The organism is Myxococcus sp. CA056, assembly GCF_013336715.1.
Classification (GTDB): Bacteria; Myxococcota; Myxococcia; order Myxococcales; family Myxococcaceae; genus Myxococcus; species Myxococcus llanfairpwllgwyngyllgogerychwyrndrobwllllantysiliogogogochensis.
This window is the reverse complement of the sequence record NZ_JABUMT010000002.1, coordinates 604,803-624,360: the sequence shown is the minus strand read 5'-3', so window position 1 is coordinate 624,360 and position 19,558 is coordinate 604,803. Positions and strand designations below refer to the sequence as shown.

Genomic DNA, 19,558 nt, shown 5'->3' with positions numbered 1-19,558 from the left:
CCTGGGGTGTCAATATCCCGTCAGCCCTTCCGCGTTCCGATGAGCCCTGCCCTGCCTTCCTTCGTCTCCGCCTTCACCGCGCTCCCCGACCCGGCCTACGTCCTCGATGCCACGGGTCGCATCCTGGCGTGCAGCGCCTCGGGAGCGCGGGCGTTCGGACGAGGGACCGATGGGCTGGAAGGCCGTCAGTGGACCGAGCTCGGCGTGCCCGTGGAGGACGCCGCGCGACTGGAGGTGGCGCGAGTCCAGGCGTCGACTCGCGGCGACGCCGTCACGGTGGAGCTGCCCTGGCCGGTGGACACGGGCCTGCGCCGCCACGCGCTGGTGCTCACGCCCCTTGCGTCCGAGGAGGGCACAAGCACCGTGCTGGTGACGGCGAGGCCGCTCACGGAAGCCGAGGCCGTGTACTCACGCGCCCTGGAGCTGGAGCAGGCGGCGCGCGCGGAGGTCGAGCAGGCCGAGCGACGCCGCTCGTTCCTCTACCAGGCGATGACGACACTGTTCACCCATCCGCCCGACCCCCACGGCATGTACACGCTGCTGGCGCACCTGGCGGTGCCGGACCTGGCGGACTGGTGTCTGGTGGATGCGCTGGAGCAGGGCCCGTGGGTGTCCCGCGTGGCGGCGGCCTGCCTGGACCCGACGCAGCAGGAGCGCGCGAGCACACTGCCCCAGCGCATTGAGAAGCGCGACGACGCCCCGGTGGGTCTCTTGCGCGTGCTGTACACCGGGGAGCCGGAGCTGGTGCCCGCGGTGACGGATTCGCTCCTGCGCGCGGCGGCGGCGGAGCCGGCGCACCCGGCCCTGCTGCGCACGCTCCAGGCGCGCTCGTACATGATCATCCCGCTGCGCGCGCGCGGGAACACGCTGGGCGCGGTGACCTTCATCTCCTCGGGTTCGGGGCGGCGGTACGGCCCGGATGACCTGGCGCTGGCGGAGGACCTGTGCCTGCGCGCCAGCCTCGCCATCGACAACGCGCGGCTGGTGGGTGAATCGCGCAGGGCCGCCCGGGCGCGCGAGGACCTGCTGGCCGTGGTGTCGCACGACTTGAAGAACCCGCTGGGCGTGGTGCAATTGGGCGCGGCGCTGCTCTTGCGCGGGCCGGGCGCGCGGCCGGGCGGAGAGAGCGTGACGAAGCAGGCCACGCGCATCCAGGACGCGACGGACCGGATGTCGCGCCTCATCTCCGACCTGCTGGACTGGGGCCGGCTGGAGGCGGGCGGGCTGCCGCTGGAGCTGGGAGAGCACTCGGTGGCGGGGCTCGTCGCGGAGGCGATGGAGTCCATCCGTCCCCTGGCGGAGGCCAAGGGACTGCACCTGCACCCCCGGCCTCCTCCCGAGGACGTGCGCACCCGGTGCGACAGGACGCGGGTGCTCCAGGTGATGGGCAACCTCCTGGGCAACGCGGTGAAGTTCACCCCGGCGGGCGGCGACCTGGAGGTGGGGGCGTCCGTGCGCAACGGCGAGGTGTGCTTCCACGTCCGCGACACGGGCGCGGGCATCGACGCGGAGGCGCTGCCCCACATCTTCGACCGGTACTGGCAGGCGCGCGACGCGGCCAGCCGGGGCACGGGGCTGGGGCTCGCCATCGCCAAGGGACTGGTCGAGGCCCACGGCGGGAGCATCCACGCGCGGAGCACTCCGGGCGAGGGCAGCACGTTCTCCTTCACGCTGCCATTGGCCCACGTGTCCACCGCGCCCCACTCCGTCCGCCCTCGCCCTCGCGCGGACGCCTGAGTTTCGCCGGGGACGGGTAGAGTCCTCCCCGGATGCTCACCACGGAGCCGCTTCCCACCGCCCTGCTGCTCGCCGTCTGCGGCGCCCTGCTCGCGCTCAGCGTGCTGTTCAGCCGCGCGTCCGGCCGCTTCGGCATCCCCGTGGCGCTGTTGTTCCTGGGCGTGGGCATGGCGGCCGGCTCCGACGGGCCCGGCGGCATCGACTTCGACAACTACGGCTTCGCCTTCCGCCTGGGGACGGTGGCGCTGGTCCTCATCCTCTTCGACGGTGGCCTCAACACTCCCTTGGCGGCCATCCACTCCGCGTTGCGCCCGGCGGCGGTGCTGGCGACGGTGGGCGTGGTGGCCACGGCCGCGTTGATGGGCGCGGCGGCGCACTTCCTCTTCGACTTCCCGTGGACGCAGGCGCTGCTGCTGGGCGCCATCGTCTCCTCCACGGACGCGGCGGCCGTCTTCTCCGTGCTGCGCGGCAGCGGGCTGCACCTGAAGCGGCGGGTGGGCACCACGCTGGAGCTGGAGTCGGGCCTCAACGACCCGATGGCCGTCATCCTCACCACCGGCCTGACGCACACCCTGGCGAGCGGGAAGCCTCCGGGGTGGGAGCTGGCGGTGGAGGCGGTGGTGCAGATGGTGGTGGGCGCCGGCCTGGGCCTGGCCATGGGCTGGGGCGCGCGGCTCCTGCTCAAGCGGCTGCGCCTGCGCGTGGCGGGGCTCTATCCGGTGATGACGCTGGCCCTGGCGCTGTTGTCCTTCGGCCTGCCCACGCTCCTGCACGGCAGCGGTTTCCTGGCCGTGTACATCGTGGGCATCGCGCTGGGCAACGAGACCATCCGCTACCGCACCGGCCTGTTGCGCGTGCATGACGCGCTGGCGTGGCTGTCCCAGGTGTTGATGTTCCTGGTGCTCGGGTTGCTGGTGTATCCGCGAAACCTCATCAGCGTGGCCGGGGTGGGCCTGGGCCTGGGCCTCATCCTCGCCTTCGTGGCGAGGCCGCTGGCGGCGCTGCTGTGCCTGTTGCCCTTCCGGTTTCCCCTGGGGGAAATCATCTACACGGGCTGGGTGGGGCTGCGCGGCGCGGTGCCCATCATCCTGGCCACCTTCCCGGTGCTGTCCGGCACGGAGGGCTCGCGAGACATCTTCAACATCGTGTTCTTCATCGTGGTGGTGAACGGGCTGGTGCCCGGCGCCACGGTGCCGTGGGTGACACGCAAGCTGGGGCTCGCGGCCAACGTGCCCGAGCCGCCCCAGGCCGTGCTCGAAATCGCTTCCACGCAGTTGCTCAAGGGCGAGGTCAGCTCGTTCTACATCCACCAGGCCTCCGCCGTGGCCGGCGAGCGACTGGCGGACCTGCCCTTTCCTCCGGGCTCCTCCGCGATGCTGCTGGTGCGAGGCCAGGAGCTCGTCGCCCCCAAGGGCGACACCGTGTTCCAGCAAGGGGACCACGTGTATGTCATCAGCCACACCGAGGACCTGGCCCTGCTGCGGCTGCTCTTCGGCCAGCAGGAGGACGAGTAGCCACGGCCGTCGTTTCCATTGCCCGGGTCTGGACCGGCCGCTAGCTTGGGCGGGCGATGCGGGTCTCGACAGTCCTTGAGCGTGAGTCGATTCAAGTCATGGACTTCCGGTGCGACGCCGGCCCCGACGACGCGCCCTTCGCAGAGGTGCACCGCGCCTTCTCCGTGGCCTACGTGCGCAAGGGCACCTTCTGCTACCGCACGCGCGGTGAGTCCTTCGAGCTGGTCGCGGGCTCGCTGCTGATAGGTCACCCCGGGGATGAGTACATGTGCTCGCACGAGCACCTCCGCGGCGATGAGTGCCTGTCCTTCAAGCTGGCCCCGGCGCTGCTGGAGTCGATGGGGCTTTCGCCCGATGGCTGGCGCAGCGGCGGGGTTCCGCCCCTGCCGGAGCTGATGGTGCTGGGGGAGCTGGCCCAGGCCACCGCCGAGGGGACGAGCGACGTGGGGATGGACGAGGTGGGCCTGGTGTTCGCGGCCCGCTTCGCCGAGGTCGTCACGGGGCGGACCGACAAGGCGCCCTCGGCGCGACCCGTGGACCGGCGGCGCGTGGTGGAGTCGGCGCTGTGGCTGGATGCGCACTCGGGCGAGGATATCGACCTGGAGGGCGCGGCGAAGGAGGCGGGGCTCAGCCCGTTCCACTTCCTGCGACTCTTCTCGAAAGTCGTCGGCGTGACGCCGCACCAGTACCTGCTGCGCTCCCGCCTGCGCCACGCGGCGCGGCTGCTCGCGGACGACTCGCGCTCCATCACCGACGTGGCCTTCGACGTCGGCTTCGGCGACCTCTCCAACTTCGTGCGCACCTTCCACCGCGCCGCCGGAGTGTCCCCCGGACGCTTCCGTCAGGCGGCCCGGGGCGAGCGCAATTTCCTCCAAGAGCGACTCGCCCCTCGCCCCGTACGGTGACGGCCTCTCTCACACAGAGGTCATCGTGTTCGACCACATCGGCTTGAAGGTGAAGGACCTGGACGCCAGCGTGCGCTTCTACACCGCCGCGCTCGCGCCCCTGGGATTTGGACTGTGCTCGCGAGACGACTCGGGCGCGGGCTTTGGCCCTCCGGGTGAGCCCGCGCTGTGGCTCTACCCCACCCAGGGCGCGACGGGGCCGGGCACCCACCTGGCGTTCCGCGCCTCGCAGCACGCCGCCGTGGACCGCTTCCACGCGAGCGGGCTGGAGGCCGGCGGTCAAGACCATGGGAAGCCCGGCGTGCGCGCCGACTACAGCCCCACGTACTACGCCGCGTTCCTGAAGGACCCCGACGGCAACAACGTCGAGGCCGTCTGTCTGAAGTGACTTCGGGCGAGGCGCTCCCGGCGTGTGGCCCACCGGGAGCGTTTCGGCGCGGTGCTACTGCCGCATCATCTCGTGCTGGAAGCGGGCCTCGGCCTTCTTCGTCGGGTCCGCGTGGTCCGGGTGGAAGTCCGGCTTGAGGTCGAAGTCCACGCGCAGGACGCGGCCGGTGAAGCGCGAGTTGGACGGGTACTCGGGGCTCACCGCCGTGCCCTTGTCCCAGCCCACGTCGAACGTCTCATCCATCGAGTAGCCCACCGGCACCGTCCTGGGAATCTGGGCTTCCGCCACCTTCTTCCCGTCGACGAAGAGCCGCCCCGTGCCACCCGCGCCGAAGGGCTCCGGTCCGGTCTTCTCGAACTCGTAGCGGAGCACGTGCTTGCCGGGCTTCAGCGCTTCCTTGCCACGCAGATACGTCAGCTCGGGCCCGGGGAAGTTGTAGCAGAACACCGGCACGCCCTCCTTGAGGTACAGCGAGAAGCCCGCGGAGCTTCCGCCGAGCGCGACGACGGGGCCTCGGGCGTCACCCGCGGGCACCTCCACCTGGGCCGTCATCTCCCAGGAGCGGTTCTTCGTGTCCGGCCCGGCGAACTCCTGGATGCGCACGGCGCCCTCGTAATACGTCAGGCGCTCGCGCTCCGCGTAGAGCCCCGCGCGGCCCAGCGCGCGCATCTGGAAGCGGTCATCCAGTGGCAACACCTGGTAGCGCCCCGCCTCCGCCCACCACAGGCCCACCAGCTCGATGAGCTTCTTCACCATCGGGTCGCTCAGGTTCGCGCGGTCCCTGCCCTTCATCAGGTCGTTCGACTCGGTGGGGTCCTCCACGACGTTGTAGAGTTCCCAGTGGTCCTCGTCGAAGCTCCACCGCGCCTTGTTCTCCCACGGCTTGCGCCCGTGGTACGTCACGACCTTCCAGCCGTCGTGGTACAGGCCCCGGTTGCCGAGCATCTCGAAGTACTGGGTGATGTGATTGGTCGGCGCCTTCGCGTCGCTGAACGAGTAGTTCATCGGGTAGCCCTCGACGGGCTCCTGCTGCACGGAGTTGATGAAGCGCGGGGCCTCCACGCCAATCGCTTCCAGAATCGTCGGGACGATGTCGATGCAGTGGTGGTACTGCGTGCGCAGCTCGCCCCTGGCTTCGATTCCGCGCGGCCAGTGGACGATGAGCGGGTTTCGCACCCCGCCGAAGTGCGTGTACTGCTTGCAGAGCTGGAAGGGCGTGTTGCCCGCCATGGCCCAGCCCACCGGGTAGTGGTTGTACGAGCCGGGCTGGCCGAACTGGTCGATGCGCGCCAGGTTCTGCGCCACGGTCTCCTCGGCGTTGTTCGCCACGGACTGCTCGTTGAACAGGCCCGTCAGCGTGCCCTCACCCGAGGAGCCGTTGTCTCCGATGAAGACGAACACCAGCGTGTTGTCGAGCTGCCCCGTGCGCTCCAGGAACTCCATCAGCCGACCGAGCTGCGCGTCGGCGTGTTCGATGAAACCCGCGTACAGCTCCGCCATGCGCGCGAAGAGGCGCTTCTCGTCGGCGGAGAGCGAGTCCCACTTCTGCACGCCCTCCAGCATGGGCGCGAGCTTCGCGTGCTCGGGGATGATGCCCAGCTTCTTCTGCTGGGCCAGCACCTTCTCGCGGTAGGCGTCCCAGCCCAGGTCGAACTGGCCCTTGTACTTGTCCGCCCACTCAGGCGCGACGTGGTGGGGCGCGTGCGCGCACCCCAGCGCGAGCCACGTCAGCCAGGGCTTCGCCGGGTCCGCCGAGTGGTGCTGCGAAATCCAGCTCATGGCCCGGTCCACCAGGTCCGCGGACAGGTGGTAGCCCTCTTCGGGCGTGGCCGGCGGGTCGACGGCCTCGCGGTCCAGGAAGAGCTTGGGCTCCCATTGGTCGCAGTCGCCTCCGAGGAAGCCATAGAAGCGGTCGAAGCCGAAGACGGAGCCCGTGGGCCAGCGGTCATAGGGCCCGGCGATGGTCGTCTCCTCCGAGGGCGTGTTGTGCCACTTACCAATGCAGTAGCTGGTGTAGCCGTGTTGATGGAGCATGGCGGGTACTCCCGCCTTGTCCTGCGGCTGACGGCCGTTGTAGCCGGGGAAGCCCGTGGCCAGTTCGGTGATGTTGGCCATGCCCACGGAGTGGTGGTTGCGGCCCGTCACGAGACAGGAGCGCGTGGGCGAGCACAGCGCGGTGGTGGTGAAGTGCGTGTAGCGCAGGCCCTGCTGTGCCAGCTTCATCAGCGTGGGCGTGCGAATCATGCCGCCGAAGGGTTCACACCAGCCGAAGCCAACGTCGTCCAGGATGACGTAGAGGATGTTGGGCGCGTCCTTCGGCGCCTTCGGTGGCATCGGGAAGGCCGGCTCTGATTCCTCGTACGTGCGACCAATCCGGCCAGGGAAGCGCTCTCCCTCCCGGTAGGTCTTCATCGTGTCCGCTTTCACACCCCCGCCACCGTTGCCACCCTGATTCTTGCGCTTGTCCTTGCTCATACGGGCCTCCCGGGCACCGCCTGAAGGTGAAGGGCCGCGTGAACGACGGCATCGGCCTGGCGGCTCGGGCGGACGAGGGACCGGGCGGAGGGTGTGTCAGGTCCCCGGAGGGTGACGCGGTGCTCCTGGAGCTAGCGGCTTGGAGTCCTCTTCCTTCGCGCGCCCGTCGTCGGGGCGGACGCGGCGGCGCGCAGGATGCGGCGGAAGGTGGGGCATTCCAGGTGGCTCGGCGCGGGGCAGACAGCGGCGTGCCGAAGACCGTCGCGCATGATGCCGAGCTCGCGAATCGTCCTGTCGAGTTCCTCCGCCTTGGCCACGAGCAGGGGTCGGTCGATGCGCAGCCGCCCGTCCGGCGCGAACATGTGCGCGATGTCATCGAGCGAGAAGCCGGCGGCGCGCCCCAGTGAAATCAGCGCCAGTCGCTCCAGGACATCGGGAGCGAACAGCCGGCGCAGGCCCCGCCTGCCGGTGGAGGCAAGCAGCCCCTTCCCTTCATAGAACCGCAGCGTCGAGGCGGGAACGCCGGACCGCCGCGCCACCTCCGTGATGTCCAGGTCTCTCACCTGCTTGACCTCAAGTCGACTTGAAGTGGCACAGTCGAGCTTACGCTGCCTGAAGGCAAGTCGGAGGAGACATCCATGACCGCGACGAACCCCCTTGGAGACGAGCAGACGAAACTCTGGAACGGCACCGCCGGGCACGCCTGGGTCGACATGCAGGAGCTGATCGACTCCATGTACAAGCCGCTCGAGGACATGCTCGTCGCCGCGGTGTCCCCGGACTCTGGAGGCCGGGTGCTCGACATCGGCTGTGGCACGGGCGGCACCACGCTCGCCGTCGCTCGGCGGTTGGGGGCACAAGGTCGCTGTCTCGGCATCGACATCTCGGACCCGATGCTCGCCACCGCGAGGGCGCGGGCGGAGCGGGAAGGCACGCCTGCGCGGTTCGTCCACGCCAACGCGCAGAGCCATGTGTTCGAGCCCGCGAGCTTCGACCAGCTCATCTCTCGCTTCGGCGTCATGTTCTTCGACGACCCGGTCCGGGCCTTCACGAACCTGAGAAGTGCCGCGAGGGACGGCGCGGAGCTCCGGTTCATCGCCTGGCGGAGTGCGGCGGAGAATCCGTTCATGACCACCTCCGAGCGCACGGCGGCACCGCTCCTGCCGAACCTCCCTGCCCGTCGGCCGGGTGGGCCGGGACAGTTCGCCTTCGCGGACCCGCGCCGGGTCCAATCCATCCTGGAGGAGAGCGGCTGGGCCGGGGTCGAACTCCGGCCCATCGACGTCGAGTGCGCCTTTCCCGAGAAGGAGCTGGTCCGTTACCTGTCCCGGCTCGGGCCCGTCGGAATGTTCCTCCAGGAGGCGGACGAGCGGACTCGCACCAAGGTTGTCGATGCGGTCCGCGTCGCCTTCGAGCCCTTCGTGCACGGCACGGAGGTCCGCTTCACCGCCGCCTGCTGGTGGATATGCGCTCGGGCGCCATCCGCGTCAGTCGGCTAGCAGCATCAACAATGCCGCCTGGGCTTTCGGTGGCAGGTCGACAGCGGCCCGCCCCTGGGAACACCTGGGCGAGCCGCTTCAATCAAACGCACATCATCATCCAGACACATCGAATCCCATTCCGGGCTGGAAGGATAGCCAGCATCACACGCATTCCCTGACAAACAAAAGGGCTCCCACCCCATGTCATTCCTGACTCGACTATTCCCAGACACAGAGGTCAGCCATAATCCCCTCCATCCCCTGGAGGCCCACAATGTCATACCCTGCAATGCCCCGCCGGAGCCTTGTCGCTGTCCTCGCAGCAAGCCTGTCGCTGACGGCCTGTGGCGGTATGCCCGAGGGCGAGCCGAGCGCGGGTGAGCCCATCCCCGAGGATGTGGGCACTGCAAGCAAGGCACTGGTCGTCCCTGTGGCGACATTGATCTGTACCCGTCCCGTGGGTGGGAGCCTGGGTTGTGTCGCTTCGGCATCGGGCGGCGTCGCGCCCTACACCTTCTACTGGGGACAACAGACGTACCGCTACGACACCAACAAGGTCTACACCTCGCTCTTCAACCCCGGAACCACGCTGCGCGGCTATGGCTGCTACGCTCCCACCGAGACATTCCCCGGGGACACCTCCATCAAACCCAAGGTGTATGTGGTCGACTCCACGGGAGCCCAGTCAAGCACCGTCGTTCACCCAGACTGGGTCCCCTGCAGTTGAGCTGCTCGCTGACCGCACCCGGTAGCAGCTCATCCAGGGCCTGGATGGCTGCGTGTATTTCGTGGATTCCTCGCATGGACTCCTCATACGCAACGAGCGACAAGCAGACCGTGAGCATCGGCGCAGGGGATTGTCCTAGAGTCATGTCGCCTTGAGCCCCCGAAGTGTGCGGGGGCTCTTCCTTGGGGAGGCATCGATGACTGGGATGAAGCAAGGTCTCCGCACCGCGGGACTGATGGGCCTCCTGGCCCTGGCCGGCTGTGACTCGGACCCGAAGGCGGAGCCGTGGGACGGGCTGTACACGCCGCTGAAGGAGCAGGGAGACATCATCGCGGACACCGGTCCGTTCGCGACCTGCACGGTGCGAAAGGACATCTCCGCCCCCTGCGGCTCACCCGAGGTCTTCGACCTCTCCTCGTGCAATCGAGCGTCCCTGGACACACTCGAGCGAGAGGGCGCCGTCTACCGTGGCGTGGTCCGCGTCGAATACATGCAGCCCCAAAGGGAGATGGCCACCGCGGCCGTGGGCCTCCGACTGAGCCCCGATGGGCGACAGGTGGAGTTCCTCAACGGGATAGCCTCCAGTTCATCCCAGCTCGGCGACGGGCAGTTCTCCGCGTCGATGGGCTACACCAACACGGCCTCTGGTGTGTACTTCGAACAGTTCGCATTGGGCTGCGAGGCGGTGTCTCCCCGGGAGTTCGTGGGCTGCTACAGCTATTGCGCGGATGGCTCCACCTATGTGCATGGAACCTTCCGCGCCGAGCGGATGAGCTGGGCTCGCGGCGAGGCGGAGTCCTCGGGCGGATTGAAGCTGCGCTCCGAGTCCTACGTGGAGCTGGGACAGTCCGTGGACGTCTTTGTCGCGAAGGACCATGCCTACGTGGTGTCCATCCAGCGCCGGGGAGAGCCGGGCGGGCTGACGGTCTTCGACGTGAAGGACCGGCGACGGCCCGTCTTCAAGACGTCCATCAGCCTGCCGGGCGACAACTATTGGAACGGCGTGTGGTCAAAGGGCGACGCGCTCTATGTCGCCAGCGCCAGCTCCGGCCTCATCGTCTTCGACATCTCGAATCCAGCCAGTCCCGTCTTCCTCCAGAGCTACCCGGGCGGAGGGCCCCTCGACATCCACACGGTGCTGGTCGATGGAGACCGGCTCTATGCGATGTCCACCGGACGGAACGCCGAGGTGCTGCTCTTTGATGTGACCACCCCCACCGAGCCACGACTCCTGCACCGCGAGAGCCTGGGCGGCATCGGGACCGGCATCTATGGCGTGCCACACGACGCCTTCGCGTACGGAGACCGCCTCTATGTGAGTCACATGAGCGGCGGCTACCAGATTCTCGACGTGCGCAACCCGGAGAACTTCGAGCACCTGGGCGAGTACACCTACTACGGCGCGGTGAGCCATCACAGCGCGGTGGGCACCCTGGGCGGACACACGGTGGCGTTCGAGGGCGGCGAGCGACAGGGCGCCCACCTGCGTGTGCTGAAGGTGGATGACCCGACGAACATCGAGCTCATCGGAGAGTTCAAGCTGCGCGACGTCGCCTCCATCCACAACATGCTGCTGGTGGGCACGCGCCTGTACATCGCCTGGTACCATGAGGGCCTGCGCGTGCTGGATGTCTCCAATCCCACGAAGCCCCGGCAGGTGGCTCACTTCAACACCTACAGGGAGTCAGACCCCAAGCGCGAGGACGGCCAGTACGAGGGCGCGCTCGGCATTCGCGTGCCAGGAGATGGGCACGTGTACGTGGTGGATGACGCACGAGGGTTGCTCATCTTCGACGAGCCCTGAGCGACGCACCCGCCCGGGGCCGCCGTTGAGGGCCCCGGTTCGAGGCGCGGAGGCCCGGTCGGTTCGACGGCGCGTTGGCGTACCAGCGCCAGGTGGATGGGGACACGACCTGAACAGGATTCGCCCGACACGGCTCACAGTGGCACGGTAGCGCCGAGCAGTTCGAGCACCGCGGCGCCTTCGGGCGTATCGGCGACGAGCGGCGCCGTCAACTGGCCAAGGTCGCGCGCCGCGCGAGCGAGCTCGACGACGTGCTCGTTCGTCTCGCCGGCAATCCACCATTCCGACGAATCCTCATCAGCGACAATCCAGAGCCAACCCCCTTCCGCCAGGCTGAAGTCGTGGAGCGTGGCTTTCGTCGCGTACACGCGTGAATAGGAAGAGAATCGCTCCTTGAGCGCCGCATGCGCTTCGGCGCTGAATGGCCCCTGCGACGCTCGCAACCAGCGACCATTCCTGAAGGGTTGCACCGGGCACGCCGCTTCGGAGCGCGCGAGGTCGGCGTTCTTTCCCCAGAACGAATACGGCACCATGTCCTGGTGGAGGTACCCGTCCAAGAACGCATCAAAGAGCCACGACGAGAAGGAACGCGGGGGTGACCAACCGCGGTCGCGGTGATGTTCGTGGACAGGCGGGTCGCGCGAACCATCCAGTTCGAAGAACACGCGCCACTGGCGCATGACATCGGTTTGGAAATAGACCAGCGGCCCGTGGAGAGCGCTCGGAGGCGTGGGGACATCGAGCTCGTCGCCTGTCGCGCGCTCGACGGCGGTCAGCACGGACGTCAGCGTCTCGAGCGTGCCATCGCGGTATTCGGCCCACAGGTCCGGAAGCGGCACCTCCCATTCCTCGTCGGTCACGCGTCCGACGATGACGGCTCCTGGCTCGGGGGCATTCCACACCCTGCGTTGGTATTCATTGGGCGCCATCGGAATGGTCGCAAGGCGGGTGAAGAACTCGCGCACGACGGCGGGAAGCGAGCGGCCGGACCGCGCCTCCCAAGCCTCGACTTCACGGAGTCGCTCGGGACAGGTCGACGGCTCCACCACGAGAAGCAGATAGAGAGGCTGGAGCGATGAAAGCATGAGCCCGACACTCTAACGAGAGGGCGCCGGGTCAGCGAGGGAGCAGGCGATGCTCGCCTGGCCCGAGGAGGGTCGCCCGGGGCCGCCGTGGACGGCCCCGGTTGGAGGCATGGAGGCCCCGGTCAGTTCGACGGCGCGTTGGCGTACCAGCGCACGTAGTCCACCTCGAGCACCTGGGGGAACACGGTGTTCGTCGGGTCTCCGCCCAAATCCCCCAGCGCCAGGTTGAGCAGCAGGTGGTTGGGCTGGTCGAACACCCACGTCCCCGTGGTGCCACGCGGGAAGGTGAAGCGCTTGATTCGGTCCGCGTACCACTCCACGCGGTTGGCATTCCAGAAGATGCCGAAGGTGCGCCACGCGTCACCCACGCGCGCGGGCGCGTAGTCCACCTGTCCCGGAGGTCCCCAACCGTAGGCGATGCCGGGCGCGTGAATGGTGCCGTGAGCCAGCGTGGGCAGCGGCCCCTCGCCCTCGAAGATGTCGAACTCTCCGTTGGCGGGCCACTCCCCCGTGGAGCCCATCATCCACGCCGCGGGCCAGGTGCCCAGCCCCGTGGGCGCCTTGAGCCGCACCTCGACGTAGCCATACTGGCGCTCCATGCGGCCCTTCGAGTGGATTCGCGCGGACGTGTAGTCGCGCGTCACGCCGTCCGCGCCGGTATACGTCTCTCGCCGCGCGATGATTTTCAGGTGGCCACTTCCGTCGTGCTGCACGTTCTGGGGACGCGCCGTGTACTGCTGAATCGTCCGACCGTTGTCCCACATGCCGCCCGTGACGGGCTCCCACACCTGCGGATTCGGCAGGGTGCCCGCGAGTCCGTCGAACTCGTCACTCCAGAGCAGCTGGCTCGGCTCCCCCGGCGTCGGCGGCGGGACGACCGCCAGCGTCAGCGCGTCCACCAGGAAGGCATTGCCCGCCGTGGCATTGGACTGAAGGACATACACATCCAGCGTGTTGCCCGTCTGCTGCACCGTCGTCTCCACCGTCAGTTGCTGGAAGGCCGTCGTCAGGCTGACCTCCGGAGACTCCGCGTACCCCACCGAGGTCCCCGCGCCATTGCGCTCCCGGACGGCCAGCACCACGGGCTTGCCCACAGTCCCGGCGTTGCTCGCCGCGATGAAGACCTGTGCCCGGTAGACGGTTCCCACCGTCGTGGAGGCCACCGCGTCCGGAGCGTCATCCAGCGAATAGGCGTCCCCCGCCGACCGCGTGACGCGCACCACGTACGCACCATCCGGTGCCGACGCGTGGCTCACCCGGGCCAGCGTCCCCTGCCACGTCGACCAGCCGGTGAGGTTCGTCTCAAATGAAGGGTTGGACAGGATGTTGCCCGCGGGCAGGGCAAGGTCCTCCGCGTTGGCCAGGCCCGCCGACGTGAAGAGGGCGGCGGTGCAGAACAAACTCATCCAGGTTCGACCCGTTGTCGTGACGCGCTGACGCATGAATACCTCGGGGTGGAGGGAAACAGGAGCCCCGTCGCATATCCCCGAAAGACAAACCTCGCAGATGTTCCTATGTCATTGCGGATTTTCCACTCGCGATTTGAATTCCATGCGCCACTGAGTTCCGGCGCGTGTCTGGATTCAAATAGGCAAGGCACCCACTGGCCACGTCGGGCTCCGCCCGGCCCTTGTTCCGGCCGGGCGGAGGACTTCGGTCAGATTTTCTGGTCCGCCAGCGCGTGGGAGCGCTCGCGCTCAATCGCACTGCCGATGCCGATGGTGACGAGCCCCACCGACAAGGCGACCGCGACTCCCGCGGGCCCGCCGAAGGCGCCCACCGCCGCCGCCGTGCCGAAGTAGCCCGCCACGGCGCCACCGGCCTGCACCGCGCCGAGCGCCACCTGGTACTTGTCGTCGTTGGCGATTCCCTCGGCCACCTGGATTCCGCCGCTCACGACACCCACCGCCGCGCTGAGCCGGCCCGACCACTCCGCCAGCTTGATGGGATTGACGCGTCCGCCCAGCTCTCCCGAGGGGGAGATGGTCGTGCCCGTGCCCTTGGCCGCGAAGCGCAGCAGCTCCGCGCCCTCCACCACTCCGCTCGCCCCGTCGATGATGCCCAGGCCGCTCTTGACGAGGTCGAGCTTGTTCTGTTCGTCCAGGGCCTTCTTGAAGTCCCCCACCCCGGACACGACGTCCTTCGCGCCGGAAATCACCTGGAAGCCACCCACGGCACCCACCCCGAGGCGCTGGTCCTTGTCGAGGTCCAGGGTGAGCTCCTGGTTGAACTCCTCCACGGGATTCAAGCTGAAGAACTTCGGGTTGTTCGCCGGGTCGGGCTTGCCCTGCTTCGTCGCCGCGGTGGTGTTGGCCTCCTGCGCCAGCCGCGCCAGCCCGTAGTCCACCGTGTCTCCCGCGACATCCCAGCCCGCGCTCTCCGGGGCCTCCGGCGCGTCCTCCAGCGTCTGGGCATGGAGCGCCGAGAGCTTGGAGAAGTCATTGAGCTGCTGCTGCAACCCGTTCACCGCATAGGCTCCCAGCGCGGCCTGCGCGGGCGGCAGGCTGGCCTTGAGCTGCTGGGGGTCGGCGATGGGCTTGCCATTGACGGTCAGCTTCTCGGGCGGGATGGACGCCTCCGCGGAGCCCTCCGGGCCGGTGAGCTTCGACTCCGCTCGCACCACCTGCGGGCCCTTGGGCGTCTGCGCCGTCGTCAGCGCCTGCTCGTAGGTGCGCTTGGGCTTGTCGCCGCCCTCCTCCAGGCCACTGGTGCGCTCGGTGACTTCCACCTCGCCCTTCGCGTTGCGCGACTCGGTGCGCTGGAAGTCCTTCACCCGGCGGACACCCGTGGGGTCCGTCTGGTCCGAGTGGCTGGCGGTGATGAGGCCCTTGTCGTTGTACGTCGTGGTGCTGGTGCCCTTGATGTCCACCAGCTCCTTTTCATCCTTGTCCGAGGGCTTGGGCACACGTCCCTCGGTCGTCTCGGTGACGGTGTTTCCCTCCAGTTTCTTGCGCGTGACGAGCGTGACGTTGGGCTGTCCCTCGAAGAAGGTCTGCGTGTTCAGCTCGCCGTCGCCGCTCTTCTCCAGCACGTAGCTGGTGGGCGCGGCGTCGTCGGCGCCTCGGGCATCCTTCTCCACCTTGGCCAATTCCTCCGCGCCGGCCGGGCGGTCGCCCTTCACCGGCGAGTCGACGGCCTTCGTCTCCGTCTTCGTCAGCCGCAGCTCGTTTCCCTGCGAGTACGACGTCCCCTCCACGACCATCGCCTTCACGGGCTTGCCCTTCTCGTCCTTGGCTCCCGGAGGAGGAATGACGGTGGTGGTGGTGTGGACCGTGTCGGTGGTGGAGAAGTTCTTGAACTCGTCGAACTTGCCGTTGACGTGGTCCGTCTTGTCCGAGCCCCCGTACTCCTTCTTCGTCTCCGTCAGCGTCCCGTCCGGAGTGCGCTGGGTGGTGGTCTGCTTCGCGTTGCTGCCGCCCTCGAACTTCGTGGCGGAGTAGGACGAGCCCTTCACCTTGCCCGCGGCCAGGTCCTCGAGCGACGGCGCGGGCGTGGAGGCGTCCTGCTTCCAGCGCGTATCGGTGGACGTGCTCGGCCCCTCCGGGCCCCCGCTTTCGAAGACGGTGCGGCGCGCGTCGCCCTTCTTGTCCACCTGGGTCGAGTCCACCTTGACGTTGTCGCCCTGGAACGACACCTCCAGGCGCTCGGTCACCTTGCCCGCCTTGTCCTTGCGCACGAGGACGGCGTGGTCCTTCGTCGCGCCGGGCTCGACGGTGAAGGGTTCCTTGGACTTGGGGTTCTTCGCGACGTCGTTCAGCGTCTGCCGAGCGGTGGTCCGCGTCTCCTGGTCCAGCGTCTTCTGGCGCGCGTTGAGGCCGTCGCGCTCCTCGGAGACGGAGTTGAGGTCCACCTCCGCCTGGAGCTTCTGGTCCAGCTTGCTCGGCATGGACTGGGCCTTGATGGCGGGGTCGACGTTGGAGAGGGCATCGGCGTCCTTGTAGCGCTTCGCCGCGCGCAGCTGGCTCACCATCTCTCCGCCCAGCTTCGCCACCGCCGGGTCCTTGGCGTTCTCCTTCAAGGAGCGGCCGGGCTCCCCCACGCCGTCCAGCGACGTGGACTTCGAGGCCGAGAGGAGCTGACCCGCCAGCTCCTTGCGCGCCTCCGGTCCCACCATGTCGGCGCCCTGGGCCAGCGACTTCATGAGCTCCGGCGTCTTCGAGTGGTGCACCGAGCGGTCATTCACCTGCGCGTCGACGAACGCGTCACGCTGCGGCTTGGACTCCTTCCAGAGCGCGGCGCGGTAGGCGGGGTCGGGGTTGAGCGCCAGTTGCTTGCGCAGCTCCTCCGCGCCCGCGACGGCCTCCTCGTTCTTGTGCGGGGAGTTCTTCACGACGTTGTCCACGTGCTTGACATCGGCGCGCGCCGCCTCTTCCGGCGTCACCGGCGCGGAGGTGCCGAACAGCTTCGCCTGGTCCTTCTTGCTGAGACTTCCGGCGTCGAAGGTGTCGATGACTTCGTTCGCCTTGGGGAAGGGCTCGGGCTGGCCGGCCTGCTTCGCGCTGACGTTGGCGGTCTTCTGCGCCTGGAGGGCCGTGTCCGAGGCGGTGACGGCGTGCTGCTTGGAGTCGCGCGCGGTGGTGTCGGCCTGGGTCAGCTTCTCCTCCGTGCCCTTGAAGGTCTTTGCTGCCTTGTCCACGCGGCCCTGGTCGGCGTCGACCTGCTTCTTCGCCTTCTTCACGGACTCGGCGTGGGCAGGGGTGCGGCCGGCGGGTGAGTCTCCGTGGTCCAGGAGGCGCTGGTAGTTGGTGTTGGAGGTGTCGAGCGCCTTCTGCGCTTCTCCCTTCTCCTTGGTGGACTTGTCATGGGCGGTCTTCGCCTGCTTCGCCTTCGCGGCGTCGGCCTGTGCCTTGACGGACTTGTTCTTCGCGTCGGTGCGCAGCGTCGTCGCGGTCTTCTTGTCGTTGGTGGCCTTCTCGACCTTGGGGTCCGGAGGCGGCTTGGGCGGCGGCGGCGGCGGAAGAGGGGGTGCTTCTCTGCGAGATATGCGCGGCGGGGGCATCGGCGGCTCCGGGGGTGTGGGGGACTGCGTGGCTGCCTGCTGCCACTGGATTACGCATCCGGCACACAGTCGGTTACATACGACCCACCTGCCCGGTGTCGGGGGTCCCCGCTGACTGGCGAGCCCAGGGGCTGTGATTGCCCGGCATGGGCGTCCGTGCGAGGAAGCGGGGCATGTCCTTCCTGCATCAGGCGCTGGTGTTCCTCGGCGCCGCGGTGGTGTCCGTTCCGCTGTTCAAGCGGCTCGGTCTGGGCTCGGTGCTCGGCTACCTGGTGGCCGGCGCCGTCATCGGCCCCTCCGGCGCGCAGCTCATCGGCGACGTGAAGAACGTGCTCCACTTCTCCGAGCTGGGCGTCGTGCTCCTCCTGTTCGTCATCGGCCTGGAGCTGCAGCCCTCACGCCTGTGGAACCTGCGCCACTCCGTGTTCGGCATGGGCGGCGCCCAGGTGCTCATCACCGGCTCCCTGCTCGCCGCCGCGTGCTTCCTCTTCGGACTGCCCCCCGCCGCCGCCATCATCGCCGGCTTCGGCCTCTCCCTCTCCTCCACCGCCTTCGCGCTCCAACTGCTCGCCGAACGCAACCAGCTCACCACCGGCTACGGGCGGCTCGCCTTCGGCATCCTCCTGTTCCAGGACCTGGCCGTCATTCCCCTCCTGGCCCTGCTGCCCCTGCTCGGCCACACCGACGCCACCTCCGCCGAGCCCGGCTGGCACACCGGCCTCAAGGTCGTCGCCGTCCTCGTCGGCGTCGTGCTCTCCGGCCGCTTCCTGCTGCGCCCCCTCTTCCGCGCCGTCGCGTCGTTCCACAGCCAGGAGCTCTTCACCGCCACCGCGCTGCTCGTCGTCGTCGGCACCGCCGCCCTCCTCAACGCCGTGGGCCTCTCCATGGCGCTGGGCGCCTTCCTCGCCGGCGTGCTCCTGTCCGAGTCCGAGTACCGCCACGAGCTCGAGGCCGACATCGAGCCCTTCAAGGGCCTGTTGCTCGGCCTGTTCTTCATCGCCGTGGGCATGAGCGTGAACCTGGGCCTCATCACCGAGCGCCCCGGCCTCATCACCGGTCTCGTCGTAGGCCTCGTCGCCATCAAGGGCGCCGTGCTCTACGGACTGGGACGCTTCAACCTCAAGGAGAACGAGCCGGCCCTCAGCCTGGGCGTGGTCATCTCCCAGGGCGGTGAGTTCGCCTTCGTCCTCTTCGCCCTCGCCGTGTCCTTCCACGTCATGTCCACGGAGCTGGCGGACCTGCTCGTCGTCGTCGTGGGCTTGTCCATGGCCACCACGCCGCTGCTCTACGCCGCCTACGAGCGCTGGGGCCGTCCCCGCTTCCAGAAGAAGACCCAGGCCCGCGAGTACGACGTGGCGCCCGAGGAGGACCACCCCGTCATCATCGCCGGCTTCGGCCGCGTGGGTCAGGTCGTCGGCCGCCTGCTGCGCGCCAAGCGCATCACCTTCACCGCCATTGACGCCAGCCCCGAGCACATCGACTTCATGAAGCGCTTCGGCAGCCAGGTCTTCTACGGCGATGCCTCCCGGCTGGACCTGCTGCGCGCCGCCCGCGCCGACAAGGCCCGCGTCTTCGTGCTCGCCATCGACGACGTCGAGGCCTCCATGCGCACCGCCAAGACAGTGAAGGAGCACTTCCCCCACCTCACCATCTTCGCCCGCGCCCGCAACCGCGTGCATGCGTACCGGCTGCTCGATTTGGGCATCGAGCACGTGATGCGCGAGACGTTCGCCGGCAGCGTGGAGATGGGCGGCGACATCCTCCAGACGATGGGCCTCACCTTCTCAGAGAGCCACCGCGTCATGGAGCGCCTGAGAGACCACGACGAGAAGCTCCTGCGCGAGACGGCCCTCTTCCACCGCGACGAGCAGAAGCTCGTGGAGGCCGCCGCGCGCGCTCGCAAGGAGCTGGAGAGCCTCTTCGAGCAGGACGACGCCGAGGCGAAGAAGTCCGCGTGAGCGCCAGACCCCGGGCAGGCCGACCTCCCGGGTCTTCAAGACTCAAGCTAAAACAGCACATCCCAGGTCGGCTCGATTTTCCAGGCTATCTGAACCCGCATTCACCCGGGGCGCATTCATCCGTTCGAGTTGCAGCGAAGCCGCACGAGACGCCCGTTCCGAGCCCCCTCCATGCCCTGGAAGGCGCCGAGCGAGGGGGGGACCCCCACCGGCTGCTCGCGGGAGACGGCGAGCGGAGTATGGTTCTCCCCGGATGCGCCCCCGCCTCACCGCAACCCTCATCCTCGCCCCCTTCCGTGCATCGGCCCACGCGGAAGCTCGAGGCGCCTTCGCGCCAGTGGCGCCCTTCGTCCCCATCCGGGCGAGAGGCGACGCGCCGCGACGGCTTCGTGTACCGGGCGTTCCCCCCTGGGCACCGGAGAACGCGCCGGACAGGCCCCCCACCGGCTGACGGCCCACCCCGCTCCGCTCATCCCCTGGACCCT

13 protein-coding genes are annotated in these 19,558 nt (G+C 68.5%); 8 read left to right on the top strand and 5 right to left on the bottom strand.

Going from position 1 to position 19,558, the window contains the following annotated elements; genetic code table 11:
• The first annotated feature begins 39 nt into the window (after window positions 1-39).
• The 4 genes from HUA76_RS10175 to HUA76_RS10160 are packed head-to-tail and all read left to right on the top strand — an operon-like array spanning window position 40 to window position 4,544.
• A complete protein-coding gene (locus tag HUA76_RS10175; RefSeq protein ID WP_174453920.1) occupies window positions 40-1,737 on the top strand; it encodes an ATP-binding protein in 1,698 nt (565 codons plus the stop codon).
• A gap of 32 nt (window positions 1,738-1,769) precedes the next feature.
• Window positions 1,770-3,251, top strand: a complete 1,482-nt coding sequence (locus HUA76_RS10170) for a potassium/proton antiporter (protein WP_174453919.1) — start codon at window positions 1,770-1,772, stop codon at window positions 3,249-3,251.
• Between the two features lie 56 nt (window positions 3,252-3,307).
• Window positions 3,308-4,156, top strand: a complete 849-nt coding sequence (locus HUA76_RS10165; RefSeq protein ID WP_174453918.1) for a helix-turn-helix transcriptional regulator — start codon at window positions 3,308-3,310, stop codon at window positions 4,154-4,156.
• A 25-nt stretch (window positions 4,157-4,181) separates the two neighbouring features.
• Window positions 4,182-4,544: a VOC family protein gene (locus tag HUA76_RS10160; RefSeq protein WP_174453917.1), complete on the top strand. Its 363-nt coding sequence runs from the start codon at window positions 4,182-4,184 to the stop codon at window positions 4,542-4,544.
• Window positions 4,545-4,598: 54 nt separating this feature from the next.
• Here HUA76_RS10160 and HUA76_RS10155 read toward each other — a convergent pair whose 3' ends face one another.
• On the bottom strand, window positions 4,599-7,019 hold the full coding sequence (locus HUA76_RS10155) for an arylsulfatase (protein ID WP_254614125.1): 2,421 nt from the start codon (window positions 7,017-7,019) through the stop codon (window positions 4,599-4,601).
• Window positions 7,020-7,150: 131 nt separating this feature from the next.
• A complete protein-coding gene (locus HUA76_RS10150) occupies window positions 7,151-7,582 on the bottom strand; it encodes a helix-turn-helix domain-containing protein (RefSeq protein ID WP_174460726.1) in 432 nt (143 codons plus the stop codon).
• A gap of 75 nt (window positions 7,583-7,657) precedes the next feature.
• On the opposite strand from HUA76_RS10150, the gene HUA76_RS10145 reads away from it, so the two are divergent.
• The 3 genes from HUA76_RS10145 to HUA76_RS10135 all read left to right on the top strand — a co-directional run bounded on the left by HUA76_RS10145 (window position 7,658) and on the right by HUA76_RS10135 (window position 11,031).
• Window positions 7,658-8,518 (top strand): class I SAM-dependent methyltransferase, encoded by an 861-nt coding sequence (locus tag HUA76_RS10145; RefSeq protein WP_174460725.1) that lies wholly within the window; start codon window positions 7,658-7,660, stop codon window positions 8,516-8,518.
• A gap of 256 nt (window positions 8,519-8,774) precedes the next feature.
• A complete protein-coding gene (locus HUA76_RS10140) occupies window positions 8,775-9,227 on the top strand; it encodes a hypothetical protein (protein WP_141644491.1) in 453 nt (150 codons plus the stop codon).
• Window positions 9,228-9,432: 205 nt separating this feature from the next.
• Window positions 9,433-11,031, top strand: coding sequence for an LVIVD repeat-containing protein (locus HUA76_RS10135; RefSeq protein ID WP_254614124.1), 1,599 nt, complete (start codon window positions 9,433-9,435; stop codon window positions 11,029-11,031).
• 134 nt (window positions 11,032-11,165) lie between these two features.
• Here HUA76_RS10135 and HUA76_RS10130 read toward each other — a convergent pair whose 3' ends face one another.
• From HUA76_RS10130 to HUA76_RS10120, 3 genes are all read right to left on the bottom strand, one after another.
• Complete coding sequence (locus tag HUA76_RS10130; RefSeq protein WP_174460724.1) at window positions 11,166-12,116, bottom strand: hypothetical protein; 951 nt, start codon at window positions 12,114-12,116, stop codon at window positions 11,166-11,168.
• A 122-nt stretch (window positions 12,117-12,238) separates the two neighbouring features.
• Window positions 12,239-13,522 carry a family 16 glycosylhydrolase gene (locus HUA76_RS10125; protein ID WP_174460723.1) on the bottom strand — a complete coding sequence of 428 codons (1,284 nt, stop codon included), beginning with the start codon at window positions 13,520-13,522 and terminating at the stop codon, window positions 12,239-12,241.
• 251 nt (window positions 13,523-13,773) lie between these two features.
• Window positions 13,774-17,115 (bottom strand): hypothetical protein, encoded by a 3,342-nt coding sequence (locus HUA76_RS10120; RefSeq protein ID WP_174460722.1) that lies wholly within the window; start codon window positions 17,113-17,115, stop codon window positions 13,774-13,776.
• Window positions 17,116-17,288: 173 nt separating this feature from the next.
• Between HUA76_RS10120 and HUA76_RS10115 the strand changes: the two genes are divergently transcribed.
• The gene (locus HUA76_RS10115; RefSeq protein ID WP_174460721.1) at window positions 17,289-19,073 is read left to right on the top strand and encodes a monovalent cation:proton antiporter-2 (CPA2) family protein; all 1,785 of its coding nucleotides are present in this window, start codon (window positions 17,289-17,291) and stop codon (window positions 19,071-19,073) included.
• Window positions 19,074-19,558: the final 485 nt, after the last annotated feature.